The sequence below is a fragment of the Rhodococcus sp. NJ-530 genome (genome assembly GCF_003860625.1).
GTDB classification, from domain to species: domain Bacteria; phylum Actinomycetota; class Actinomycetes; order Mycobacteriales; family Mycobacteriaceae; genus Rhodococcus_F; species Rhodococcus_F qingshengii.
Genome location: NZ_CP034152.1, coordinates 3,074,594 through 3,100,416 on the forward strand (window position 1 = coordinate 3,074,594; position 25,823 = coordinate 3,100,416).

At 64.3% G+C, this 25,823-nt stretch carries 23 protein-coding genes and 1 pseudogene; 23 read left to right on the forward strand and 1 reads right to left on the reverse strand.

Translation table 11 applies throughout. The features are described from left to right. Positions 1-6 precede the first annotated feature (6 nt). From EHW12_RS14565 to EHW12_RS14630, 13 genes are all read left to right on the forward strand, one after another. Positions 7-573, forward strand: a complete 567-nt coding sequence (locus tag EHW12_RS14565) for a transporter (protein WP_003944773.1) — start codon at positions 7-9, stop codon at positions 571-573. Further along, positions 570-1,745, forward strand: a complete 1,176-nt coding sequence (carA, locus tag EHW12_RS14570; RefSeq protein ID WP_007728009.1) for a glutamine-hydrolyzing carbamoyl-phosphate synthase small subunit — start codon at positions 570-572, stop codon at positions 1,743-1,745. Before EHW12_RS14565 ends, carA begins: the two co-directional genes overlap by 4 nt. Further along, a complete protein-coding gene (gene carB / locus EHW12_RS14575; RefSeq protein WP_125051047.1) occupies positions 1,745-5,101 on the forward strand; it encodes a carbamoyl-phosphate synthase large subunit in 3,357 nt (1,118 codons plus the stop codon). Before carA ends, carB begins: the two co-directional genes overlap by 1 nt. Then, on the forward strand, positions 5,098-5,919 hold the full coding sequence (gene pyrF, locus EHW12_RS14580) for an orotidine-5'-phosphate decarboxylase (protein ID WP_007728008.1): 822 nt from the start codon (positions 5,098-5,100) through the stop codon (positions 5,917-5,919). Before carB ends, pyrF begins: the two co-directional genes overlap by 4 nt. Before the next feature lie 57 nt (positions 5,920-5,976). Further along, positions 5,977-7,176: a glycosyltransferase 87 family protein gene (locus EHW12_RS14585; RefSeq protein ID WP_225320370.1), complete on the forward strand. Its 1,200-nt coding sequence runs from the start codon at positions 5,977-5,979 to the stop codon at positions 7,174-7,176. Positions 7,177-7,545: 369 nt separating this feature from the next. After that, positions 7,546-7,866, forward strand: a complete 321-nt coding sequence (gene mihF, locus EHW12_RS14590) for an integration host factor, actinobacterial type (RefSeq protein WP_003944825.1) — start codon at positions 7,546-7,548, stop codon at positions 7,864-7,866. Between the two features lie 36 nt (positions 7,867-7,902). Beyond that, a complete protein-coding gene (gene gmk / locus EHW12_RS14595) occupies positions 7,903-8,502 on the forward strand; it encodes a guanylate kinase (RefSeq protein ID WP_003944801.1) in 600 nt (199 codons plus the stop codon). A gap of 98 nt (positions 8,503-8,600) precedes the next feature. Next, positions 8,601-8,900, forward strand: coding sequence for a DNA-directed RNA polymerase subunit omega (gene rpoZ, locus EHW12_RS14600; protein WP_003944996.1), 300 nt, complete (start codon positions 8,601-8,603; stop codon positions 8,898-8,900). A gap of 44 nt (positions 8,901-8,944) precedes the next feature. Next, positions 8,945-10,195: a bifunctional phosphopantothenoylcysteine decarboxylase/phosphopantothenate--cysteine ligase CoaBC gene (gene coaBC, locus EHW12_RS14605; protein ID WP_085989960.1), complete on the forward strand. Its 1,251-nt coding sequence runs from the start codon at positions 8,945-8,947 to the stop codon at positions 10,193-10,195. Between the two features lie 188 nt (positions 10,196-10,383). Continuing rightward, positions 10,384-11,598, forward strand: a complete 1,215-nt coding sequence (metK, locus tag EHW12_RS14610; protein WP_003944827.1) for a methionine adenosyltransferase — start codon at positions 10,384-10,386, stop codon at positions 11,596-11,598. A gap of 25 nt (positions 11,599-11,623) precedes the next feature. Further along, positions 11,624-13,642: a primosomal protein N' gene (locus EHW12_RS14615; protein ID WP_082900998.1), complete on the forward strand. Its 2,019-nt coding sequence runs from the start codon at positions 11,624-11,626 to the stop codon at positions 13,640-13,642. An 85-nt stretch (positions 13,643-13,727) separates the two neighbouring features. Then, positions 13,728-14,483, forward strand: a complete 756-nt coding sequence (locus tag EHW12_RS14625) for a PadR family transcriptional regulator (RefSeq protein ID WP_306671688.1) — start codon at positions 13,728-13,730, stop codon at positions 14,481-14,483. A gap of 94 nt (positions 14,484-14,577) precedes the next feature. Continuing rightward, complete coding sequence (locus tag EHW12_RS14630) at positions 14,578-15,597, forward strand: alpha/beta fold hydrolase (protein ID WP_125051049.1); 1,020 nt, start codon at positions 14,578-14,580, stop codon at positions 15,595-15,597. A gap of 57 nt (positions 15,598-15,654) precedes the next feature. Here the strand turns inward: EHW12_RS14630 and EHW12_RS14635 are convergent, their stop codons facing one another. Then, positions 15,655-15,861: a hypothetical protein gene (locus tag EHW12_RS14635; RefSeq protein ID WP_003944900.1), complete on the reverse strand. Its 207-nt coding sequence runs from the start codon at positions 15,859-15,861 to the stop codon at positions 15,655-15,657. 288 nt (positions 15,862-16,149) lie between these two features. Between EHW12_RS14635 and fmt the strand changes: the two genes are divergently transcribed. The 10 genes and pseudogenes from fmt to uvrC all read left to right on the forward strand — a co-directional run. After that, entirely contained in the window at positions 16,150-17,073 is a 924-nt protein-coding gene (fmt, locus tag EHW12_RS14640) for a methionyl-tRNA formyltransferase (RefSeq protein ID WP_007727991.1), read from the forward strand. Further along, entirely contained in the window at positions 17,070-18,518 is a 1,449-nt protein-coding gene (locus EHW12_RS14645) for a transcription antitermination factor NusB (RefSeq protein ID WP_058226752.1), read from the forward strand. The genes fmt and EHW12_RS14645 overlap by 4 nt, the downstream gene beginning before the upstream one ends. A gap of 40 nt (positions 18,519-18,558) precedes the next feature. Beyond that, positions 18,559-18,906, forward strand: a complete 348-nt coding sequence (locus EHW12_RS14650; RefSeq protein WP_003944924.1) for an MmcQ/YjbR family DNA-binding protein — start codon at positions 18,559-18,561, stop codon at positions 18,904-18,906. A 64-nt stretch (positions 18,907-18,970) separates the two neighbouring features. Beyond that, on the forward strand, positions 18,971-19,654 hold the full coding sequence (gene rpe / locus EHW12_RS14655; RefSeq protein WP_030536417.1) for a ribulose-phosphate 3-epimerase: 684 nt from the start codon (positions 18,971-18,973) through the stop codon (positions 19,652-19,654). Positions 19,655-19,662: 8 nt separating this feature from the next. Further along, the gene (ribD, locus tag EHW12_RS14660) at positions 19,663-20,715 is read left to right on the forward strand and encodes a bifunctional diaminohydroxyphosphoribosylaminopyrimidine deaminase/5-amino-6-(5-phosphoribosylamino)uracil reductase RibD (protein ID WP_003945026.1); all 1,053 of its coding nucleotides are present in this window, start codon (positions 19,663-19,665) and stop codon (positions 20,713-20,715) included. A gap of 5 nt (positions 20,716-20,720) precedes the next feature. Then, positions 20,721-21,329 (forward strand): riboflavin synthase, encoded by a 609-nt coding sequence (locus tag EHW12_RS14665; RefSeq protein ID WP_003944892.1) that lies wholly within the window; start codon positions 20,721-20,723, stop codon positions 21,327-21,329. Between the two features lie 110 nt (positions 21,330-21,439). Then, a complete protein-coding gene (locus tag EHW12_RS14670) occupies positions 21,440-22,714 on the forward strand; it encodes a bifunctional 3,4-dihydroxy-2-butanone-4-phosphate synthase/GTP cyclohydrolase II (RefSeq protein WP_003944833.1) in 1,275 nt (424 codons plus the stop codon). After that, the gene (gene ribH / locus EHW12_RS14675) at positions 22,711-23,208 is read left to right on the forward strand and encodes a 6,7-dimethyl-8-ribityllumazine synthase (RefSeq protein ID WP_003944999.1); all 498 of its coding nucleotides are present in this window, start codon (positions 22,711-22,713) and stop codon (positions 23,206-23,208) included. Before EHW12_RS14670 ends, ribH begins: the two co-directional genes overlap by 4 nt. Continuing rightward, a complete protein-coding gene (locus EHW12_RS14680; RefSeq protein ID WP_003944987.1) occupies positions 23,205-23,678 on the forward strand; it encodes a PH domain-containing protein in 474 nt (157 codons plus the stop codon). The genes ribH and EHW12_RS14680 overlap by 4 nt, the downstream gene beginning before the upstream one ends. 74 nt (positions 23,679-23,752) lie before the next feature. Further along, positions 23,753-25,779: pseudogene (gene uvrC, locus EHW12_RS14685) on the forward strand (excinuclease ABC subunit UvrC); the annotation flags it as partial. Positions 25,780-25,823 lie beyond the last annotated feature (44 nt).

Genomic DNA, 25,823 nt, shown 5'->3' on the forward strand with positions numbered 1-25,823 from the left:
CGCGTCATGGACAGAGCACTGTGGATCATCGGTCTGGCGATCTTCTGGGTCGCGATGATCGGCCTGATGTACGTCGGCTGGCGTGGACGCGCTCGACGCCAGAAAGACAAGATCGGCGAACTGCCGACGGTCCCGGCAACCCTGGGTGAACTGCTCGTCCTGCCGACCACCGGCCTGTACGTCGGCAGCACCATCGCACCCAGTTGGCAGGACCGTATCGCCGTCGGCGACCTCGGTTTCCGCGCCACCTGCGAGATCAGCCGCTACAGCGGCGGAATTCTGGTCGAACGTGACGGCGCGTCGGCCATCTGGATTCCGGAGAAGTCGATCCGCGCGATCCGCACGGAGAACGGTCTTGCCGGCAAGGTCATGAGCAAGGACGGCGTCCTGGTGATTCGCTGGGAATTGCCGAGCGGAACCGAGATCGACACGGGCGTGCGCGGTGACGACAAGACGGTTTATCCGGACTGGGTCAAGCCGGTGACTGCTTCGAACAAGACCGCTTCGAACAAGACGAATGACAACGAAGACGCAAGCTCTGGCGACATCGAGCAGAACGGAAAGAACGCATGAGCGGCTTTGACAACAGCCCCGCAGTACTGGTCCTCGAAGACGGACGGGTGTTCCGCGGAACCACCTTCGGTGCGGTTGGACAGACCCTGGGCGAAGCGGTGTTCAGCACCGGAATGACCGGCTACCAGGAAACGCTCACCGATCCCAGCTACCACCGCCAGATCGTCGTCTCCACCGCACCGCAGATCGGCAACACCGGCTGGAACGACGAAGACGACGAGTCGGTCGGACCGACCGGCGAGCGTGCCGGCGCCAAGATCTGGGTTGCCGGGTACGTCGTTCGTGACCCCTCGCGCGTCACCTCGAGCTGGCGTGCAACTGGTTCGCTGCAGGCCAAGCTCGAAGAGCAGGGCATCGTCGGAATCGCCGGGATCGACACTCGTGCCCTGGTTCGCCACCTGCGTACTCGCGGTTCGATGAAGGCCGGAATTTTTTCCGGTGAAGCCATCGCCGCCGATGACGAACTGGTCCGACGGGTTCAGGATCAGCCGACCATGCTCGGCGCCGATCTTGCCGGTGAGGTCAGCACCACCAGCGGCTACGTCGTCGAGCCGAAGGGCGGGGAGGCGCTGTACACGGTTGCCGCCATCGACCTCGGTATCAAGACCAACACCCCGCGCATGTTCGCCGAGCGCGGTATCCGCGTCCACGTGTTGCCGTCCAATGCGAGTCTCGAACAGATCCTCGACCTGAAGGCCGACGGAGTGTTCCTCTCCAACGGTCCCGGTGACCCGGCCACCGCCGACGGCGCAGTCCACCTCACGAAAGAGGTCATCGGACAGGGCTTGCCGCTGTTCGGTATCTGCTTCGGTAACCAGATCCTGGGCCGCGCCCTGGGCCTGAGCACCTACAAGATGAAGTTCGGCCACCGCGGAATCAACATCCCGGTGATCGAGCATCAGACCGGTCGCATCGCGATCACCGCTCAGAACCACGGCTTCGCGCTCGAAGGCGAAGCCGGTCAGGAATTCGACACCCCGTTCGGCCGCGCGGTGGTCAGCCACACCTGCGCCAACGACGGAGCCGTCGAAGGTGTTCGCCTGCTGGACGATTCGGCCTTCTCGGTGCAGTACCACCCCGAGGCGGCAGCCGGCCCGCACGACGCCGCGTACCTCTTCGACCGCTTCACCAGCCTGCTCTCCGCACGGAAAGAAACCGGAGTCAAGAACTAATGCCACGCCGTACAGATCTCAAGCACATCCTGGTAATCGGCTCCGGTCCGATCGTCATCGGTCAGGCCTGCGAGTTCGACTACTCGGGCACCCAGGCCTGCCGCGTCCTCCAGGAGGAGGGCCTGCGCGTCAGCCTGGTCAACTCCAACCCGGCCACCATCATGACGGACCCCGAGTTCGCCGACGCCACGTACGTCGAGCCGATCACGGCCGAGTTCCTCGAGAAGGTCATCGCCAAGGAAGCCTTGCAGGGCAACAAGATCGACGCCGTCCTCGCGACGCTCGGCGGTCAGACTGCGCTCAACGCCGCAGTGGCGCTGCACGAGCAGGGCATCCTCGAGAAGTACGACGTCGAACTGATCGGCGCCGACTTCGACGCCATCCAGCGCGGCGAGGATCGCCAGAAGTTCAAGGACATCGTCGCCAAGGTCGGTGGCGAATCCGCGAAGTCCGCAGTTTGCTACACGATGGACGAAGTACACGCCACGGTCGCCGAACTCGGTTACCCGGTTGTCGTGCGTCCGTCCTTCACCATGGGCGGCCTCGGTTCCGGCATGGCGTACGACGTCGACGATCTCAACCGCATCGCCGGTGGCGGTCTGGCCGCGTCGCCGACGGCGAACGTCCTGATCGAGGAATCCATCCTCGGCTGGAAGGAATACGAACTCGAGCTCATGCGTGACAGTCGCGACAACGTCGTGATCGTCTGCTCCATCGAGAACGTCGACCCGGTCGGTGTCCACACCGGAGACTCGGTCACCGTCGCCCCGGCGATGACGCTGACCGACCGCGAGTACCAGGCGATGCGCGACCTTTCCATCGACATTCTGCGTGAGGTGGGCGTCGACACCGGCGGCTGCAACATCCAGTTCGCGATGGACCCGAAGGACGGCCGCCTGGTCGTCATCGAGATGAACCCGCGTGTCTCCCGCTCGTCGGCTCTGGCGTCGAAGGCGACCGGTTACCCGATCGCGAAGATGGCGGCCAAGCTTGCCATCGGCTACACGCTCGACGAGATCGTCAACGACATCACCAAGGAAACCCCGGCTTGCTTCGAGCCGACGCTCGACTACGTCGTCGTCAAGGCTCCGCGGTTCGCTTTCGAGAAGTTCCCCGGTGCCGACGGAACTCTGACCACCACGATGAAGTCGGTGGGCGAGGCCATGAGCATCGGCCGCAACTTCACCGAGGCTTTCGGCAAGGTCATGCGTTCGCTCGAGACCAAGCGTGCGGGTTACTGGACCGGCGCCGACATCGAGACGGAGAGCCTGGATGCACTGCTCGCCGATCTGAGCGTTCCGCAGGACGGCCGCATGTACGGCATCGAGAAGGCATTCGCGCTCGGCGCAACTGTCGAGCAGCTCTTCGACGCCACCAAGATCGATCCGTGGTTCCTCGACCAGTTCCAGCAGATTCACGAAGTCGGTGAAAAGCTGCGCGCTGCAGAGTCTTTCGACGAGGATTCCCTGCGTCAGGCCAAGTACCACGGCATCTCGGACCGCCAGATCGCGGCTCTGCGCCCCGAACTCGGTGGTGACACTCACGCAGGTGAGGACGCCGTTCGCGCTCTGCGTGATCAGCTGGGCGTGCGCCCCGTCTACAAGACCGTCGACACCTGCGCCGCAGAGTTCGAGGCCAAGACGCCGTACCACTACTCGACCTACGAGCTCGATCCCGAGGCCGAGTCCGAAGTTGCTCCGCAGACCGAGCGACCCAAGGTTCTGATCCTCGGATCCGGCCCCAACCGCATCGGTCAGGGTATCGAGTTCGACTACTCGTGTGTCCACGCGGCGCAGACGCTGTCCGAGGCCGGGTACGAGACCGTCATGGTCAACTGCAACCCCGAGACCGTCTCCACGGACTACGACACCGCTGATCGCCTGTACTTCGAGCCGCTGACGTTCGAGGACGTCTTCGAGGTCTACCGCGCGGAGGCGCAGTCGGGCACCGTTGCCGGCGTCATCGTCCAGCTCGGCGGCCAGACCCCGCTCGGACTGGCGAAGCGTCTCGAAGCTGCCGGCGTCCCCATCGTGGGAACCAGCCCCGCAGCCATCGACCTGGCGGAGGACCGCGGCGAATTCGGCCGCGTACTGACCGAAGCCGGTCTGCCCGCACCGAAGTTCGGTACCGCCACCACGTTCGACGGCGCCCGCGAGATCGCGGCAGGTATCGGCTACCCGGTGCTGGTGCGTCCGTCGTACGTGCTCGGTGGACGCGGCATGGAGATCGTCTACGACGAGGCTTCCCTCGCCGACTACATCTCGCGCGCCACGGAGATCTCCGACGATCGTCCGGTCCTGGTCGACCGCTTCCTCGAAGACGCGGTCGAGATCGACGTCGACGCTCTGTGCGACGGCACCGAGGTGTACCTCGGCGGCGTCATGGAGCACATCGAGGAAGCCGGCATTCACTCCGGTGACTCGGCGTGTGCGCTCCCGCCCATCACTCTGGGCCGGGCGGATCTCGAGAACGTCCGCCGCTCCACCGAGGCTCTCGCGAAGGGCATCGGCGTCAAGGGCCTGCTCAACGTCCAGTACGCCCTCAAGGACGACATCCTCTACGTGCTGGAAGCAAATCCCCGCGCCAGCCGCACGGTTCCGTTCGTGTCCAAGGCGACGGCCGTCCAGCTGGCCAAGGCATGCGCCCGCGTCATGCTCGGCGAATCCATCGCGGAACTGCGTGCGAGCGGCATTCTGCCGGCGAAGGGCGACGGCGGAAACACCCCGGCCGGTGCACCGATCGCGGTCAAGGAAGCTGTGTTGCCGTTCAACCGCTTCCGCCGCGCCGACGGTACCGGCGTGGATACCTTGCTCAGCCCGGAAATGAAGTCCACCGGTGAAGTCATGGGAATCGACTTCGACTTCGGTACGGCTTTTGCCAAGTCGCAGACTGCCGCCTACGGTTCGTTGCCCACCACGGGCGCGGTGTTCGTCTCGGTCGCCAACAAGGACAAGCGTTCGCTGATCTTCCCGGTCAAGCGCCTGGCAGACCTCGGATTCACCATTCTTGCCACCGAAGGAACCGCAGATGTTTTGCGGCGCAACGGTATCGAGTGCAAGCAGGTGTACAAGCAGTCGGGTGAAGATGTTCCGGCCGGTGCCGAGACCATCGTCGACCAGATCCGCAGCGGAGAGGTCGCCATGGTCATCAACACGCCGTACGGCAACAACGGCCCGCGTGTCGACGGCTACGAGATCCGAAGCGCAGCGGTTGCGTCGAACATCCCGTGCATCACGACGGTGCAGGGCGCCTCGGCTGCCGTGCAGGGCATCGAAGCAGCCATTCGCGGCGACATCGGAGTTCACTCCCTGCAGGAATTGCACGCAGGTCTTCGTCAGCCGGCACAGCAGTCGTGAGTCACAGTTGGGGGCAGCGTCTCCGGTCCGCGATCGCGGACCGGGGGCGGCTGTGCGTCGGTATCGACCCGCATCCCGCGCTTCTCGACGCGTGGGGACTGCCGCGTACGGCCGAAGGTCTCGAGACTTTCGCCGAGATCTGCGTCGAGGCGTTCACCGGTGAGGTCGGACTGGTCAAACCGCAGGTTGCGTTCTTCGAGGCTTACGGCAGCGCCGGCTTCGCCGTGTTGGAGCGGACCATCTCGGTTCTTCGCGATGCGGGAACGCTGGTCGTCGCGGATGCCAAGCGCGGTGACATCGGTTCGACGATGGACGCGTACGCGCAAGCCTGGCTGGGTGATTCGCCGTTGGCCTCCGACTCGGTCACCGTTTCGCCGTACCTGGGATTCGGGGCGCTGACTCCGACACTCGAACTGGCAAGGCAGAACGCCCGCGGGATCTTCGTCCTGGCACGAACCTCCAATCCGGAAGGCGGCGTACTTCAACAGTCGTCGACTGACGGTGTGAGCGTGGCTCAGTCGATCGTCGACGCTGCGGTCGATGCGAACGGCGACGGCCGTGACACCGTCGGACTGGTGGTCGGTGCAACTCGGGACCACGGTCTGGACCTGTCGCAGTTCAACGGCCCGATTCTCGCTCCGGGACTCGGCGCGCAGGGTGCGACGGCAGCGGATCTCGCAGACATCTTCGCGGGATCGACCGAGCTCCTGCTACCGAACACTTCCCGTGGGGTGCTCAAGCATGGTCCTTCGGTATCGGCACTTCGGGAGGCAGCAATGCGTGACCGAGACGAGATCGAAGCCGCATTGGCGAACTGATCCGTGAGTGACCTCGAGGCTCGTTCGAGCGGTGGAACCCGGTGGTACCGTCCGTCGGTGAATCGTTGGTGGCAGATCGGACTTCTCGTCGCGGCGTGCGCGCTGCTGGCCACCGGGTTCCAATCCGTCACCGGCGTACACGGCGACGATCTCGCCGTGTACCGGACGGCGGGTCAGGCCGTCCTCGACGGCTCGAACCTGTACGACGAGTCGTTCAACGCGAGACTGCCGTTCACGTATCCGCCCTTCGCTGCGCTCGTCGCCGTTCCAGTCGCCCTGGGTTCCTGGGGTGCGGTCCAGTGGGGATGGAGTTTCGTCAGCCTCCTTATGCTGGCCGCGATCATCGTGCTCAGCTATCGCGAAGTCCCGTTCACACGTAAGCGGCCAGTCGTCGTCTACGTGGGTTTCCTGGTCCTGTGGACGGCGGCATCGCCGATCTCCGATCACCTCGGGTACGGCCAGGTCGGGTTGTTTCTGACTCTCCTGTGCTTGATCGACGTGCTGGCTCGACCACGGTGGATTCCCGAGGGCGTGCTGGTGGGGATCGCCGGCGCGGTCAAACTGGTGCCACTCGTCTACATCGGTTACTACGTGATCACCGGGCGCTGGAAAGCAGTTGCGGGCGGCCTCGCCGGCTTCCTCGGCGCCACGGCTCTGGGCTTTGCGGTTCTCCCACGCCAGACGATCGACTACTTCGGCGACATCGCCTCACTCTCGGGGCGCGTCGCCGTCGGTGACCCGTCCGTGTTCGGTAACCAGTCCGTGCGTGGAATGGCCTTGCGGCTACTTCCCGAGGGCCTGGTGGGTCCGGCCTGGCTCGTCGCCTGTGCGGTGTTGGGTGTCCTCGGAATTGTCGCGACGCGGCGCGCTCAGCGCCTGCGGGGCGATCTCGCCGGTTTCACGGTGGTGGCTCTGCTGGCGGCAATCGTGACTCCCATTGCCTGGACGCACCACTTCGTGTGGTTGGTGCCGGCGGTGGGTGTACTCCTCGTTCCGATCAAGTCGGGCGTGGGGGAGGGCACTCGATCGGTCCCTGTGTGGTCCTGGATCGCGATCGGTCTCACCGCTGTCGTAGTGCTGTTTCGGCTTCCTCGAGTCGGCGCGGACATGGATATCCCGGTAGTCGGCTTCGTGCTGGAGAATTCATTGCTCTGGGCGAGCCTCGCGGTAGTGCTCGCTCTGGCCGCCCCCGGCGTGAGTCGCATCGAACCCGAGACGGTCGACGCCGGCGATCCGAAATCGTCGCTGCAGACCTGAAAACGGGCCGCGACACGCGCATAGGCGCCGAAAATGCTCGAAAATTTTGGATGTGTCGGCGACCACGTTCATTCCCGCAGGTAACGATTTCGCACACTCGCACGGGGGTGTCGCACGCTATGGGTCGAAATACATTGTGTTACAGTCTATTTCGGTACTGTACGCACGTTCGTGTGGCGTCGAATTCGTCTCGATCCAGCCGAAAACGGTGACGATCCGTGACATCGATTCGACGCGCATAACCCACCGCGATCTGCATCGGACCGCGGGGGGTGGGTTAGCAATTCGCGCCAGGCGTGAGTACGGTCGCTATCGCTGCTGGTTATCAGCGGAATAGACAAAATTTGCACACGACGAGACGGAGGAACCGTGGCCCTTCCCCAGTTGACTGATGAGCAGCGCGCTGCTGCTTTGGAGAAGGCAGCTGCTGCCCGCAAGGCCAGGGCTGAGCTCAAGGAGCGCCTGAAGCGTGGCGGCACCGACCTCAAGCAGGTCCTCAAGGACGCCGAAGACAACGAAATCTTGGGCAAGATGAAGGTTTCGGCACTGCTCGAGGCGCTGCCCAAGGTGGGCAAGGTCAAGGCTCAGGAGATCATGACCGAGCTGGAGATTGCACCGACCCGTCGCCTTCGTGGCCTCGGTGATCGGCAGCGCAAGGCTCTGCTCACCAAGTTCGACTTCGAGGCCTGAGCCGACAAGTGATGATTGCTGACGCGGCAGTGTCTGATGATTGCTGACGCAACAGTGTCAGAGAGCAAGACCGCAGTGCGGAGGGGTCGGCTGGTTGTACTGGCCGGCCCTTCGGCTGTCGGTAAGTCCAGCGTCGTTCGCGAGCTGAGAACTCGGTTGCCTGAACTCGTTTTCAGTGTTTCGGCGACCACTCGCGATCCCCGTCCAGGTGAAGTGGACGGCAAGGACTACCGATTCACCTCCCGTGAAGAATTTCAACGGATGATCGACTCCGGTGAACTTCTCGAATGGGCGGAAATCCACGGCGGCCTGCAGCGCTCCGGCACCCCCGCAGCTCCGGTCGAAGAAGCGCTCGAAGCTGGAAAGCCCGTTCTCGTCGAGGTCGATCTCGCCGGAGCACGAGCTGTCCGCAAGGCGATGCCCGAGGCTCTGTTGGTGTTCATGGCTCCACCGAGCTGGGACGTTCTGGTGCAACGGCTGACCGGACGTGGAACCGAAACGGAAGACGTCGTGGCGCGCCGACTCGAGACGGCCCGAGTGGAATTGGCCGCACAGGACGAGTTCGACACGGTCATCGTGAACGAGGATGTAAGCCGTGCTTGCGATGAGTTGGTATCCTTGTTGGTTGGGAACTGATTCCGCACCATTCGGGAACCGATTTCCACCCCGTTTCTCAGATATCCGGATCGATAAAACTAGTTCTTCAATGAAGATCTAATTCAGGAGACACAAGAGTGAGCAGCACTTCAGCCGCGTCCGCAGCAGGTCAGGGCGCTCTGCCTGCCTACGACACCCCGCTCGGCATCACCAACCCGCCGATCGACGAGTTGCTCGAACGCACCTCTTCCAAGTACGCCCTGGTCATCTACTCGGCCAAGCGCGCGCGCCAGATCAACGACTACTACAACCAGCTCGGTGACGGCATCCTCGAATACGTCGGACCTCTGGTCGAGCCCGGTCTGCAGGAAAAGCCGCTGTCCATCGCGTTGCGTGAAATCCACGCTGATCTCCTCGAGCACACCGAAGGCGAGTGAGCACCACATCTGCCGCACCCGAACCTCGTTCGGGTGTCGGGGGAGTGTCCGACGCGCCCACATCGATACGTAAGCGCATTGTCGTCGGTGTCGGTGGGGGTATCGCCGCCTACAAGGCGTGCTCGATCATCCGCAGCTTCACCGAGAGCGGTCATCACGTCCGCGTGATTCCGACTGAATCCGCTCTGGAGTTCGTCGGGCGCGCGACGTTCGAAGCACTCTCCGGCAACCCGGTTCACACCGGCGTCTTCAACGACGTCCCGCAGGTTCCGCATGTCCGTCTCGGACAGGAAGCCGATCTGGTCGTCATCGCGCCGGCAACCGCTGATCTGATGGCGCGAGCGGTCATGGGTCGCGCAGACGACCTGTTGACGGCCACTTTGTTGACCGCGCGCTGTCCGGTCGTCTTCGCCCCAGCAATGCACACCGAGATGTGGGAGCACCCCGCAACGGTCTCGAACGTGGCGACACTGCGTTCGCGCGGCGTCCACGTGATCGAACCTGCCTCCGGGCGTTTGACAGGGAAAGACACCGGAGCCGGTCGACTTCCCGAACCCGACGAGATCGTCGGGTTGGCATCGTTGCTCCTCGAGCGCTCGGACGCGTTGCCGCGCGACCTGGAGGGTCGCCGCATTCTGGTCACCGCCGGCGGTACTCGCGAGCCGCTCGATCCCGTGCGCTTTCTCGGTAATCGCAGCTCGGGCAAGCAGGGCTACGCGCTCGCCCGTCTTGCCGCGCAACGCGGCGCGCACGTGACACTGATCGCCGGGTACACGGCTGATCTCGCCGACCCCGCCGCTGTCGACGTCGTGCACATCAAGACGGCCGAAGATCTCCGGTTGGCAGTGGAAAAGCACGCACCGGGACACGACGGAGTCGTCATGGCTGCGGCTGTCGCGGACTTCCGCCCCACCACCGTCGAAGGCAGCAAGATCAAGAAGGGCGCAAACGAACCCGACTCGATCAGCCTCACCAGAAATGCCGACATCCTCGCCGGTCTCGTCGAAGCGCGTCGTGACGGCGACTTGGATGCTCGAACGGTGATCGTCGGATTCGCCGCTGAGACCGGTGACGCCCATGGTGACGTACTCACCTATGCCCGCTCCAAGCTTGCCCGCAAAGGTTGCGATCTCCTCGTGGTCAATGCGGTCGGCGAGGGCAAGGCGTTCGAGGTCGATCACAACGACGGTTGGCTGCTCGGTTCCGACGGCTCGGAGTCAGCTCTCGAACACGGATCCAAGGCTTTGATGGCCAGTCGAGTACTCGACGCCCTGGTCAAGCTTTTTCCCGAGTAGCGACACGCGCCCGGTGGTGAGAGTTACCCCACGATAATCGGGTGAGTACAAGGGTGTTGCGCAGGCGGTCCAACCGTTATCGTCGGCTCAGCCCCCAGCTAACAAAGCATGACAAAACGGTCACCGAACGGTGATTCGGATACTTCAATAAGCTGTAGTCAAGAACTCAGTCGTCGAGAGGGAGATCTGTGAGCAAGTCCGGCAGTCGGCTATTCACCAGCGAGTCCGTCACCGAGGGGCACCCGGACAAGATCTGTGACGCGATCAGCGACTCGATCCTCGACGCGCTGCTCACCCAGGACCCGCGCGCCCGCGTGGCCGTCGAGACACTGGTCACCACCGGCCAGGTTCACGTAGCCGGTGAGGTCACGACCACTGCGTACGCGGACATTCCGAAGATCGTGCGCGACACGGTCCTCGAAATCGGCTACGACAGCTCCGCAAAGGGCTTCGACGGTAACTCCTGCGGCGTCAACGTCGCGATCGGCGCCCAGTCGCCCGAGATCGCGCAGGGTGTCGATCACTCGCACGAGGCTCGCGTCGACGGAATCAGCGACGACGAGATCGACCGTCAGGGTGCGGGCGACCAGGGCCTGATGTTCGGCTACGCCACCACCGACACGCCGGAACTGATGCCGCTGCCCATCGCGCTGGCTCATCGTCTCTCTCGCCGGTTGACCGAGGTCCGTAAGTCCGGCGTGCTGCCGTACCTGCGCCCGGACGGCAAGACCCAGGTCACCATCGAGTACGACGGTGACAAGGCTGTCCGTCTCGACACCGTGGTCATCTCCACCCAGCATGCCGCTGACATCGACCTCGACAACCTGTTGACGCCCGATCTTCGCGAGAAGGTGCTTCACTCGGTGCTGACCGACGTCAACCTCACCGATCTCGACACCTCCGATGTTCGTCTGTTGGTGAACCCGACGGGCAAGTTCGTCCTCGGTGGCCCGATGGGTGACGCCGGTTTGACCGGCCGCAAGATCATCGTCGACACCTACGGCGGAATGGCTCGCCACGGTGGCGGCGCGTTCTCCGGCAAGGACCCGTCAAAGGTCGACCGCAGCGCTGCCTACGCCATGCGCTGGGTGGCCAAGAACGCTGTTGCCGCAGGTCTGGCCGACCGCATCGAGGTTCAGGTCGCCTACGCCATCGGCAAGGCAGCTCCGGTCGGACTCTTCGTTGAAACCTTCGGCACCGAGAAGACCGATCCGGCACGGATCCAGAAGGCGATCACCGAGATCTTCGACCTGCGTCCGGGAGCGATCATCCGCGACCTCGACCTGCTGCGCCCGATCTACGCGCAGACGGCGGCATACGGTCACTTCGGTCGCACCGATATCGACCTCCCGTGGGAGAGCACCGATCGCGCCGACAAGCTGCGTAGCGCAGCTGGTCTCTGATCACTGACGTACAGACGGGGCGCGGGTGGGCGCGGAAAGAGTAGCGGCAGAAGTCGATCCGGTCGCCCGGGTGCTGCCGATGCTCCCGCTCGCTCACCTCGACCGTGAATTCGACTACCTCGTTCCTCGTGAACTCGAAGCGGATGCGCAGCCCGGAGTCCGGGTGCGCATCCGCTTCGCTGGTCGTCTGGTGGACGGTTTCATCGTCTCGCGCGAGGCGACCAGTGACCATCAGGGGAAGTTCGGCTGGCTCGAACGCGTCATCTCGTCCGAGCGGGTCTTGACGGCCGAAATCGCGCAAGTCGTCGATCGTGTGGCGGAGCGTTATGCCGGAACCCGCGCCGATGTTCTCCGTTTGGCGGTACCGCCGCGCCACGCGAAGGTCGAGGCGGAACCGTGGGAGCCCGCCGAGTCACCGTCCGCTCCTGAAGCGATCGAAAATGGTTGGCATCTCTACAGATTCGGTGACGCCTTCCTGTCCGCCATTCGCGAGTCGAAAAGCCCGCGTGCGGTCTGGCAGGCGTTGCCTGGTGAAAACTGGCCACTGCGCCTGGCCGAACTGGCCGGGGCCGTAGCGGCAAGTGGTAAATCCGCGATCCTGGTTGTGCCCGATCAACGCGACCTGGACCGCGTCGTCGCCGCTTGTACCGAACTCTCCGGAGCGGATGCGGTGGTAGGTCTGTCCGCGGGCCTGGGGCCGGCCATGCGATATCGGAGGTGGCTCGCTGCACTGCGCGGGACCGCCCGGATCGTCGTCGGCACACGGAGTGCTGTTTTTGCGCCGACGCCCGAGACCGGTCTTGTCGTCGTCTGGGACGACGGCGACGACAACTTGTCCGAGCCGCGGTCGCCGTATCCACATGCCCGCGAAGTTGCCGTCCTGCGTGGCTACGTCGCCGGGTGCGCCGTCGTGATCGGTGGGTTCTCCCGTACGGCAGAAGCGCAGGTACTCGTCGACTCGGGATGGGCGCACGATCTGGTCGCTACGCGGGACGTCGTTCGTGCCCACGCACCCAAGATCACCGCGCTTGCCGACAGCGATCAAGCCTTGGCCCGCGATCCGGGAGCCAGAGCGGCTCGTTTGCCCGCTATTGCATTCGCGGCCGCCCGGCGCGCTCTGGGTGAGGGCAACGGAGTCCTGGTGCAGGTGCCTCGGCGGGGGTACGTACCGACCCTGGCCTGCGGAAAGTGCCGTGCCCCGGCACGGTGCCGTCGGTGCAACGGCCCACTGGCTCTTCCCGCTGCGGCAGGTCCCGACGGCGCCGGGACACCGGCGTGCCGCTGGTGCGGGGTTGCCGATGCCGCCTACCGATGTCACGCGTGCGGGGCGAAAGCGTTGCGCGCGGTGGTGGTCGGTGCCGGCCGGACCGCCGAAGAACTCGGGCGGGCGTTTCCCGGTGTGAAAGTTGTTCTGTCCGGGGGCAGTGATGTGGTCAAGGAACTGCCACACGGGCCCGCGTTGGTGGTCTCGACAGTGGGTGCGGAGCCGGTGATGACCGGCGGCTACGGCGCCGCGCTCTTGCTCGACGGCTGGGCACTGCTCGGCCGGCCCGATCTTCGCGCCGCCGAGGAAACACTCAGACGCTGGATGTCGGCTGCTGCCATGGTGATTCCGCTGTCCGAAGGCGGTGAAGTTGTGGTTGTCGCAGACTCGGGTATCCCGACGGTGCAGGCGTTGGTCCGATGGGATCCAGTGGGCCACGCACAGTCTCAATTCGAGGAGCGAGACGAGGTCGGCTTTCCTCCGGCCGTTCACATGGCTGCGATCGACGGTGGATCCGCGGCAATTGCGGAGTTGGTGGATTCAGCTGATCTGCCGGCAAGTGCTGTACTGCTCGGACCAGTGGAACTGCCTGCGGGGGAGAGGCTTCCGTATTCCGGTGAGGACGAGAGCGGTGTCGCGCCGGAGCGAATGCTGGTCCGCGTTCCACGCAAGGACGGTCGCGGCCTTGCGGACGCTCTGGCACATGCGAGGGCCGCGCGCAGTGCGCGGAAGTCTTCGGGTCCGGTCCGCATTCAGATCGACCCACGCCGCATCGGCTGAGTTTCGAGTTGTCGGAGGAATCCTTGCGCTACCCGATATGACGATATATCGTCGAACTATCAACGATAGTGATGGAGGTTCGACGATGGATGCAAGTTTCCCGAACGAGGGGATGTTCGGCCGGCGCGGTTTCTTCGGCGGTTTCGGCCGTGAGCAACGGCCACCATTTGTGATGTGGGTCCCGACGGACGACGGCGCGTCGGGCGATGGTCCCGGCGATCGAGACGGTGGACGACGCGGTCGACCGCACGAGCGGCCGGGCTTCGGTGACATGCCACGCAGAGGCCACCGGCGGGGGCGTTTCGGTCCAGACGGCGGACCCGGCCCCGGCTTCGGTCCGGGCGCTCAGTTCGGTCGCGGGCGAGGACGTGGCGGACGAGGTCGTCGAGGAGATGTGCGCGCTGCGATTCTGCTGTTGATCGCGGTAGAGCCGATGCACGGCTACGAATTGATTCAGCAGATCGTCGAGCGCAGCGGCGGCGTCTGGAAGCCGAGTCCGGGTTCGATTTATCCCGCGCTGTCCCAGCTCGAGGACGAAGGACTGGTGACCATCGAAAAGGTTGCCGGCCGCAAAACCGCCAAGCTGACAGAAGAAGGCGTCGCGTACGTCGAGGAACATCGCGCCGATCTCGGGGCGCCGTGGGATGACGTTCGTCTCAGCGTAGGGGAGCCGGAGCAGGACCTTCGAGAACTGATCGGCCAGCTGATGGGCGCGGCCGGTCAAGTGGCTGCTGTAGGCACACCAGCGCAGGTCAAGGCCGCAGCCGACGTGCTTGTCGAGGCGCGCAAATCGCTCTACCGAGTGCTTGCCGGTGATGACTCCGATGAAGGCGGCAATTGAGACGTCGGATACCTACTGTTCGGTAGGGTATGCGCCTCGAAGTTTCTGGTGTTACGGTCAGCTCCCTCGTAGGATCAGAGCAGGAGCAGGAACAATGTCTGGCGTCAAACGGTCTGTGGGACTGACATTTTCGGTAGCAGTGGCGCTGCTGATCGGAGCACCGCCGGCGATATCGGCTGCAGCACCGACGCTCCCGTCTGCGAGTGCCGACGCGATGGATGTTCCCCTCGACGTCGGTCCGGGTCAGGCGACCCGTTCCGTTGCTACGGCATATGCGCATGCTCATCCAGGATCCGCACCTGCCGGATCGAACGATTTCGGCTGTGAGCCTTCCGCCACGCATCCCCGACCGGTTGTACTCGCCCACGGAACCGACACCGAGGCGTACGCGGATTGGGCGGCCCTGTCGCCGGCACTGGCAGCTGACGGCTACTGCGTCTTCGCCCTCAATTACGGCGGTGCGATCAAAGAAGAAGACGGGGACGTCGCACACGAGACCTACGGCGTCGGCGACATAGTCGGTAGCGCCACCGCGTTCGGTTCTTTCGTCGATCAGGTGCTGACCGCGACCGGCGCGGACAAGGTCGACGTCATCGGCTATTCGCAAGGCGCGACGGTGACGCGGTACTACGTCAACAAGATGGGCGGCGACGCCTACGTCGATCATTGGGTCGGTTTGGCTTCGCCGACCTACGGTGGGGTGATGTTCGGGTTGGTTCCCATTGTCCGTGCGATCCCCGGCGGAGAAGACTTTGTCGAAGACGTCTTTTCGCGAGCTGTCCGCGAGCAGATGCAAGGGTCGGATATGTTGAACGCCCTCAACGCCGGAGGCGACACCGTTCCCGGAGTGCGCTACACGACCATCGGGTCCACTGTCGACGAGATGATCCAGCCGTCCTCGAACATCGCGCTCCGCGATGCCGGTGCAGAAAACATCGTCCTCCAGGATCTGTGCCCGTCGAACCTGACCGGCCATTTCCGCATGCCGTACGACCCATACGTGATTGACGTCATCCGGACGGTCCTCGACCCCGATGCCGAGCGGCACGCTTCGTGCAGCGTGGTGCCGCTCGGCACGGATATTTCGCAAGTGGTCATCGACGCAAATTCGTGAGCTGCAACTTCGTGAGCTGCTAACTCGTGAGCACCGAGATCACGTGGGTCGGGATGTTTACTCGGCGAGCTTGGCAGTGGCCTGCGCCCACAGGAAGAACTTGTTCGTTCCGAGGTCGCGGACGGTCTTGATGTTGAACGCTGCCTTCAAATGTTCTGCGTCCGAATCGCTCACGCCGTTGAGTGCCGCGACCGGGGCGTCCGCCAATTCTTCGACGGACTTTCCTGCGTAGGCCTTGTCGAACTTACTGTCGATGCCTGCCATCTAAGTTCCTCCGTGTGATCGGTGTATCCCGTATCAGCCTCCGCCGAGTGGCGACGACAGAAACAGTCAATACCGAGGACCGGTGAATGTGCAGGGTTCTGATCAAAGAAATTGCTGAGAAAGTGGTTCGGTGTGGCGCGAGGTAGGTCGTAGCTCTCGCAGTCCTTAGACTGACAGTTCCACCCACCGACACATCCGGGAGCATTTTCGTGAGTTGCAGTCCACCGCGTTCGACAGGCCGATCGGCTGATCAGAGTCCGAAGAGCCCAACGAAACGGGATAGCTGACATGCGCGTCGTGTTCGCCGGAACACCCGAACCCGCGGTTCCTTCACTGCGTCGGCTCATCGAATCCGCCAACCACGAAGTGGTAGCCGTCGTCACGCGTCCGGACGCTGTGGCGGGCCGCGGTCGAAAAGTCACCCGATCGCCGATCGGTCTGCTTGCCGACGAGCACGGCATCCCGGTGCTGACGCCGGCCAAGGCGTCCGATCCCGACTTCGCGGCCGAACTCGCCCGCCTCGAACCGGACTGTGCACCCGTCGTCGCCTACGGAAACCTGTTGCCACAGAACGTCCTTGACATTCCGAAATACGGTTGGGTCAATCTGCATTTCTCGTTGCTTCCCGCGTGGCGCGGCGCCGCGCCGGTGCAGGCCGCGATCAGTGCCGGTGACGAGGTGACGGGCGCCAGCGCGTTCCGTTTGGAAGCCGGGATGGATACCGGCCCCGTGTACGGAGTGATGACCGAGCGGATTCGCGACACCGATACGGCGGGCGACCTGCTCGGACGTCTCGCGGAAAACGGCGCTGCCCTCCTCGAATCGGTACTCGACGGACTCGAGGCCGGCGAGATCAACGCGGTTCCGCAGTCTGCCGACGGCGTCTCGTATGCCCCCAAGGTGACGGTGGACGCGGCCCGCGTGCGGTGGGAACTGCCCGCTCGCACAGTGGACCGGCATATCCGAGCCGTCACACCCGCACCCGGGGCATGGACGATGATCGGTGATCTTCGAGTCAAGGTCGGCCCGATCACCGTCACGGACGAGACCCTGGCAGTCGGTGAGATCTCGGTACGCAAGGATGGTCTGTACATCGGTACCGCGACCACCGCGGTGCGACTTGGGCAGATTCAGCCCCCGGGCAAGAAATTGATGTCGGCAGGGGACTGGGCACGCGGTGCCCGACTCGACGCGGAGGTACGAGCACAGTGACCGAATCACGACGACCGGCACGGCGGACACAGGGTCCCGGAGCCAAGAACGGCGGCGGCGGCAAGAACACCAAGCCGAAGCAGGCCAAGCGGCCTGATCCGGCAACCGCCGGGCTCGATCAACCGCGTCTGGCGGCGCGTGACGTCCTGCGCGCGGTCCGTGAGCGTGACGCGTACGCGAACCTGGTTCTGCCAGGGCTCCTGCGTGACCGCAAACTCGACGCACGCGATGCGGCGCTGGCAACCGAACTGGCGTACGGCGCGGCACGTGCTCAGGGACTGCTGGATGCGGTGATCGCCCATGCAGCGGGTCGGCCGATCGAAGAGATCGACGGAACTCTGCTCGATGTTCTCCGACTCGGCTCGTACCAATTGCTGCGCACTCGTGTCGCACCGCACGCTGCCGTCGCAACCTCGGTCGATCTGGTCCGCGCCGAAAACGGCCAGGGCCGAGCAGGATTCGTCAATGCGGTCCTGCGCCGTGTTTCCGAACGCACCCAGGAGGAGTGGGTCGAGCTGCTGGCCCCGAAGGACCCGGTCGGCCGGCTCGCCTTCGAGCACGCTCACCCCCTGTGGATCGCGCAGGTATTTGCCGACTCGCTCGGCGCTGCTGCCGGTGAACTCGAAGACGTCCTGATCGCCGACGACGCCCGCCCTGCCGTACACCTCGTCGCCCGCCCCGGCGAGATCTCCGCCGAGGAGCTAGCACTGGTGACCGGCGGCGAGATCGGGCCGTACTCGCCGTACGCCGTGCATCTCGACGGCGGTGACCCCGGACAGCTCGAGGCGGTCCGCCAAGGCTTGGCGGGCGTGCAGGACGAGGGCAGTCAGCTGGTGGCCCGCGCCCTCAGCATTGCTCCTCTCGAAGGTGAAGACTCCGGACGCTGGCTCGATCTCTGCGCAGGTCCGGGCGGTAAGGCAGCGCTTCTCGGCGCTCTCGCCGGTATCGAAGGCGGGCGACTCGACGCCGTCGAGCCCGTCGAACACCGTGCCGAGTTGATTCGCAAGACCACTCGCGAGCTTCCCGTGGACGTACACGTGGCGGACGGCCGCGAATCCGGGCTCGAACCCGGATACGACCGCATCCTCGTCGACGCTCCCTGCACCGGGTTGGGTGCGCTGCGTCGGCGCCCGGAGGCACGTTGGCGTCGGCAGCCGTCCGATGTGGCCCCGCTCGTGAAGTTGCAGCGTGAATTGCTTGCTGCCGCAATCGAACTGGTTCGCCCCGGCGGAGTGGTGCTGTACTCCACGTGCTCGCCGCACTTGTCGGAAACGCTGGCTGTGGTCGCCGATGCGGTGCGGCGTCATGGCGTCGTGGAACTCGACACCAAGGCATTGGTGCCAGGTGTCCCGGACGTCGGAGACGGATCGTCGGTTCAGTTGTGGCCGCATCGACACGGCACGGACGCTATGTTCATGGCCGCTTTGCGCAAGCCGCTGGCCTGATCGGATGACTTCTGGGCATCGGTAGTCGTATGGTGCCTACATGGTTACGTGGGAACAGGTTGTAGTACTGGGTTCGGCTCTTCCCTCCGTGGAAGAGTCGACCTCGTACAACACCCCGGCACTCAAGGTGGCAGGTAAAACTTTTGCACGGCTCCGCACCGAAGCGGAGGGCGCTTTGGTCGTGATGTGCGGTCTGGACGAGAAGGAGGCGCTACTCGCCAGTGGCGAGGCGGCTTTCTTCACCACCGATCACTATCACGGGCACGGCTCGATCCTCGTGCACCTCGAACTGATCGACGAGGTGCAGTTGGGTGAGATGCTCGAAGACGCGTGGCGGATCAAGGCACCGGCCAAGGTGCGAAAGCTCCACACCGTCGTCAAGAACTGATCGGATTTCACCGGCTCCGATGTGCATGCACGGTCGGCAATGAGACACAGCTAAACTCGGCGTCGTGGCTTCCCCGATGATTGCACCGTCCATTCTGTCCGCAGATTTTGCTCGACTCGCTGATGAAGCGACTGCCGTGTCCGGCTCCGACTGGCTTCACGTCGACGTGATGGACGCGCATTTCGTTCCCAATCTCACGCTGGGTCTGCCGGTGGTCGAGAGTCTGCTGAAGGCGACGGATATTCCGCTCGACTGCCATCTCATGATCGAGAATCCGGAGCGCTGGGCGCCGCCGTACGCCGAGGCCGGTGCGTACAACGTCACGTTTCACGCCGAGGCCACCGACGATCCGCGTTCGGTTGCCCGCGATATTCGTGCAGCTGGTGCCAAGGCGGGGCTGAGCATCAAGCCTGGAACCCCGATCGACGACTACCTGGAAATCCTCGAGGACTTCGACACCCTCTTGATCATGAGCGTCGAACCCGGATTCGGTGGTCAGTCCTTCATGCCTCAGGTGCTCGACAAGGCACGCGCAGTTCGAAAGCTCGTCGACTCGGGTGAGCTGACGCTCCTTGTCGAAATCGACGGCGGCATCAACGCTTCCACGATCGAGCAGGCCGCTGAAGCAGGGATCGACTGCTTCGTCGCCGGTTCGGCGGTGTACGGAGCGAGTGATCCCGGTGAGGCGGTGCGCAAGCTGCGCGCGCAGGCCGCCTCGGCGTCGCCGCACCTGACGCTGTCGGTCTGAGCCGCTCGATGGCAAAGGGTGGACAGGCGTCGACGGCTGATCTCGACGCCGCGATGCAGATCGCGCTGGCCGCAGCTGATTCCGCGCGCGGATTCACCAGCCCCAACCCACCGGTCGGCGCGGTCATCCTCGCTGCCGACGGAACCATCGCGGGCGTCGGTATGACGCAACCGCCCGGTGGACCGCACGCGGAGGTCGTGGCTCTCGACGAGGCCGGCGATGCGGCACGTGGCGGTACGGCCGTGGTGACACTGGAACCGTGCAATCACCAGGGACGAACCGGCCCTTGCTCGCAGGCATTGATCGACGCCGGAGTCTCGGCGGTTGTCTACGCCGTCGGTGATCCCAATCCCGAGGCTTCCGGCGGCGCAGCGACCCTCATGCGCGCTGGAATCAGCGTCACGGCCGGACTGCGAGCACCCGAGGTGGAAGCTGGTCCACTGCGGGCCTGGCTGCACAAACAGCGCACCGGTCGCCCGCACATCACGTGGAAGTACGCGGCCAGTCTGGACGGACGCAGCGCCGCCGAGGACGGAACGAGTCAGTGGATCACCGGTCCGCAGGCGAGGGCGCGCGTGCATGCGCAGCGAGCGCAGATCGATGCGATCGTGGTCGGTACCGGCACCGTGTTCGCCGACGATCCGTGGCTGACCGCACGTCAGCCCACCGGTGAGCTCGCGGCGCACCAGCCCGTTCGTGTCGTCGTCGGAAAGCGCGAAATACCCTCGACGGCAAGCATTCTCGACGACACCGCACCGACTCTGGTGCTCAACACCGACAACGTCGACGAAGTAGTCGAGGCGTTGGGGGAGTACACGGACGTACTTCTCGAGGGTGGGCCCCGTCTAGCCGGAGCATTCCTTGCCGCCGGATATGTCGACGTCATAGAGGCATACATCGCTCCGATCCTGCTCGGCGCGGGCGCCTCCGCACTCGTCGATGCCGGAGTGCACACCATCACCGACGCCCACCGATTCCGTTTGGAGTCTGCGGTAACGATCGGCCCCGATATTTTGTTGAGTCTGGTTCCGGAGAGTTCTGCTCCGGGGAACGAGGAGTAGGGCGCGTGTTCACAGGAATTGTGGAAGAACTCGGCGAAATCGTCGCCAAGGAAGAACTGGTCGATGCTGCACGTTTCACGGTGCGCGGGCCACTGGTCACCTCCGACGCCGGCCACGGTGATTCGATCGCGGTCAACGGAGTGTGCCTGACGGTGGTCGACGTGCTTGCCGACGGTTCGTTCACCGCAGATGTCATGCAGGAAACCCTGAACCGCTCGAGCCTGGCGAAATTGGATGTCGGCTCTCGCGTCAACCTCGAGCGTGCCGCGGCGCTGAACAGCCGACTCGGCGGCCACCTGGTGCAAGGGCATGTCGATGGAACAGGCCACGTCATTTCCCGCTCGCCGTCCGAGAACTGGGAGGTAGTGCGGATCGCACTGCCCGACTCCATTTCCCGTTACGTCGTGGAGAAGGGTTCGATCACCGTCGACGGAGTCTCGCTGACGGTTTCCGCGCTGGGCGGAGACCGCGGGTTCGAGTACTTCGAGATCTCGCTGATCCCGACAACGCTCGAGTTGACGACGCTCGGAACCGCTGTGGTCGGTACGCCGGTCAACCTCGAGGTGGACGTGATCGCGAAGTACGTCGAGCGGCTTCACTCTGCCGGTCGGTAGGACCAGGCTGATCGGACCCGTCCGATTGGTCGTAGGGTTGTCAGTGCATCCGTCGGATGCACTTGTTGTATTCGATGATGTGAAAAGTCAAGACTTTGGAGTGCGAGCACGTGACCAGGTTCGACAGTATCGAGCGCGCAGTAGCAGATATCGCTGCAGGTAAAGCTGTTGTCGTCGTGGACGACGAGGATCGCGAGAACGAGGGCGACCTCATCTTCGCCGCCGAGAAAGCCACCCCGGAACTGGTGGCGTTCATGGTCCGGTACACCTCCGGCTACCTGTGCGTGCCGCTCGACGGTGACGATTGCGATCGGCTGGGCCTGCCCCCGATGTACGCCACCAACCAGGACAAGCACGGCACGGCGTACACCGTCACGGTCGACGCCCGTGAGGGAATCGGTACCGGCATCTCGGCGTCGGACCGCGCTGCGACGATGCGTCTGCTCGCCAACCCCGAATCCGGTGCCAACGATTTCACTCGCCCCGGTCACGTCGTTCCGCTCCGCGCGAAGGAAGGCGGAGTACTGCGTCGTCCTGGCCACACGGAAGCTGCAGTCGACCTCGCCCGCATGGCGGACCTGCGTCCTGCCGGCGTCATCTGCGAAATCGTCAGCCAGAAGGACGAAGGCGCGATGGCTCAGACCGACGAGCTGCGAGTATTTGCCGACGAACACAACCTTGCTCTGATCTCGATCGCGGACCTCATCGCGTGGCGTCGCAAGCACGAGAAGCACGTGCTGCGCATCGCCGAGGCCCGCATCCCCACCCGCCACGGTGAGTTCACCGCTGTCGGCTACACGAGCATCTACGACGAGGTCGAGCACGTTGCGCTGGTGCGTGGCGACATCGCAGGCCCCGACGGAGACGGTAGCGACGTGCTCGTCCGCGTTCACTCCGAGTGCCTCACCGGCGACGTCTTCGGTTCGCTGCGGTGCGATTGCGGCCCGCAGCTCGACGCCGCACTGGACATGGTCGCCCAAGAGGGCCGCGGCGTTGTTCTGTACATGCGCGGGCACGAGGGTCGTGGCATCGGTCTCATGCACAAGCTGCAGGCCTACCAGCTCCAGGACGCCGGTTCCGACACCGTCGACGCCAATCTCGAACTCGGCCTACCGGCGGACGCCCGTGACTACGGCATCGGTGCCCAGATCCTCGTCGATCTGGGGATCTCGTCGATGCGTCTGCTGACCAACAACCCGGCCAAGCGTGTGGGTCTGGACGGCTACGGCCTGCAGATCACCGATCGTGTTCCGATGCCGTTGCGCGCGAATGCGGAGAACCTCACCTACCTGCGCACCAAGCGCGATCGGATGGGGCACGATCTGATCGGACTGGACGAGTACGAGGCGAACCAGAACACCGCACAGCCGGGAACCGCATTGTGAGCGGGGAAGGTCAGCCGCAGCTCGCGATCGCCGAGGCCAAGGATCTGAAGCTGGCGATCGTTGCCGGGCAGTGGCACGCGACGATCTCCGAGGCTCTGATCGCCGGCGCGCAGCGCGTCGCGCAGGAGGCACAGATCAAGGACGTGACACTGGTCCGTGTCGCCGGCGCGATCGAACTGCCGGTCGTTGCGCAGGCATTGGCGCGCACGCACGACGCCGTCGTCGCTCTCGGTGTTGTCATCCGCGGCGGCACGCCGCACTTCGAGTACGTGTGCGACGCGGTCACTGCGGGCCTCACACGCGTCTCGCTCGACGAAAGCACCCCCGTGGGGAACGGTGTCCTGACCACCGACACCGAGCAGCAGGCTCTTGACCGTTCGGGTCTGCCGGGTAGCGTCGAGGACAAGGGCGCACAGGCCTGCGCCGCCGCACTGGACACCGCAGTGACCCTGCGCCATCTCCGAGCACCATGGACCGAGGATTCGTTTCGATGAGTACACCCGGCGACAACGAGAACTGGGAACTGATTGCGTCACCGCGTAAGTCGACGCGATACGCGATCGGAGTTGCTGTCCTCCTGGTGATCGTTCACGTCACACTGGCACTCCTGCTTCGCCAGGGGTCCACCGGCGTGTACTTCCGTGCCGCGGACCAGATCGCGATGGCAGGCATCGGCACCATTCTGGCTCTCGGTGTGCTGATGTTGACGCGGCCCCGGGTCAAGGTGGGCAAGCAGGGTATTGCCGTACGAAACATCCTGGGCGAGAAGATCGTCGACTGGGATCTGTTCGAGGGACTCTCGTTCCCCGACGGTGCCGCCTGGGCACGCATCGAATTGCCCGACGACGAGTACATGGCAGTGATGGCGATCCAGTCCAACGACCGCGAGTACGCCGTCGACACGGTCGGTAAGTTCCGCGAACTGGCCGACCGCTACGCACCGGTCGCGCACAAGAGCAACTGACGTCTTCCGACCGGTTCGGTGCCCGCATCCTGCGCGTTTCCGAGTCGGTCGGTGGCGGCGACTAACCTGAAACCGTGCCGGATCCCTCGACTTACCGCCCCGCTACCGGAACCATTCCGGCTGCGCCGGGCGTCTACAAATTTCGCGATCCGCATGGTCGGGTCATTTACGTCGGAAAGGCGAAAAGCCTCCGTTCACGTTTGAACTCGTACTTCGCGGACGTCACGACACTTCATCCCCGTACTCGGCAGATGGTGACCACCGCCGGCAGCGTCGAGTGGACCGTCGTCAGTACCGAAGTCGAAGCGCTTCAGCTCGAGTACAACTGGATCAAGGAATTCGATCCGCGGTTCAACGTCCGGTACCGCGACGACAAGACGTATCCGGTTCTCGCTGTGACGCTCAACGAAGAGTTCCCGCGCTTGTTCGTCTACCGCGGTCCGCGGCGCAAGGGTGTCCGCTACTTCGGTCCCTACTCCCATGCCTGGGCGATCCGCGAAACTCTCGATCTGCTGCTACGAGTCTTTCCCGCACGAACGTGCTCGTCCGGAGTCTTCAAACGGCACAACCAGATCGGCCGGCCGTGTCTGCTCGGCTACATCGACAAGTGCTCGGCGCCCTGCGTTGGGCGAGTCAGCGCCGAGGAGCATCGTCAGATCGTCGAAGATTTCTGCGACTTCCTCGCCGGCCGCACGGACAAGTTGGTCAAAGATCTCGAAAAGCGCATGCAGCAGGCTTCCGAGGACCTCGACTTCGAGACCGCAGCCCGTCTGCGTGACGATATCGGGGCTTTGCGCAAGGCGCTCGAGAAGCAGGCCGTCGTACTCGGTGACGGCACCGACGCCGATCTCGTCGCCTTTGCCACCGATGATCTCGAAGCCGCCGTTCAGGTGTTCCACGTGCGGGGCGGACGCGTGCGGGGTCAGCGTGGATGGGTCGTGGAGAAGGCAGGCGACGCCATCGACTGGGCCGCACTCGACGCCGAGTCCGACCTGCCGATCCTGGTCGAGCAGTTCCTCACCCAGTTCTACGGGAGCAGGCGGCCCTCGACCCGGGAGCGGGTTCCGAGGCCGGGATCAGCGCAGTTCCCAAGGAAGTTCTGGTGCCGGTTCTGCCGGCAAACGCGACCGAGATCCAGGCGTGGCTGAGCAAGCTTCGGGGATCGCAAGTGCAACTGCGGGTTCCGCAACGCGGCGACAAGAAAGACCTCGCCGAAACAGTCCAGCGAAACGCGAAAGAGGCTCTGGCGCAGCACAAGCTCAAGCGCGCCGGCGATTTCACTTCGCGTTCCGCGGCGCTGCAGGGCATCCAGGAAGCACTGGACCTGGACTCGGCTCCGCTACGAATCGAATGCATCGACATCAGTCACGTCCAGGGAACCGACGTCGTGGCGTCACTGGTCGTGTTCGAGGACGGGCTCCCGCGTAAGTCGGACTACCGCCATTACGCGATCAAGGAAGCTGCCGGCGACGGTCATTCCGACGACGTCGCGAGTATCGCCGAGATCACGCGTCGGCGGTTCCTGCGCCACAACCGCGACCTGGGCGTCCTCGCGGCGTCGGCGTCGACCATGGACTCGGACGGTGGGGATCTGGCTCCCGAAGCGGCGATCGACCCGGCGACGGGCCGGCCTCGGCGGTTCGCCTATCCGCCCAATCTGTTCGTCGTGGACGGCGGCGCCCCTCAGGTCACGGCGGCAGCGGCGGTCCTCGACGAGCTGGGGGTCACTGACGTCGCGGTAGTCGGGTTGGCCAAAAGACTCGAAGAGGTATGGGTACCGGGGGAAGAAGATCCGGTCATCCTCCCTCGGACGAGCGAGTCGTTGTACCTACTGCAGCGCATCCGAGACGAAGCCCACCGCTTCGCGATCACGTTCCATCGCAGCAAACGCTCGAGGCGGATGACGGCTTCGGCTCTGGATTCGGTCAAGGGGCTCGGTGAAACTCGTCGAACCGCTCTGGTGGCTCACTTCGGTTCCGTGGCGAAGCTGAAAACGGCAACGGTCGAGGAGATCATGCAGGTCCCCGGTATCGGTGAGACCACCGCCACAGCAGTTCTGGCCGCACTCGGCACGGATTCGGCTGCAGCCGACGCGGGCGCTGAAGCTCGAGCGCTGCCAGCCGCGGTAGGGATGATGAGCTGGAC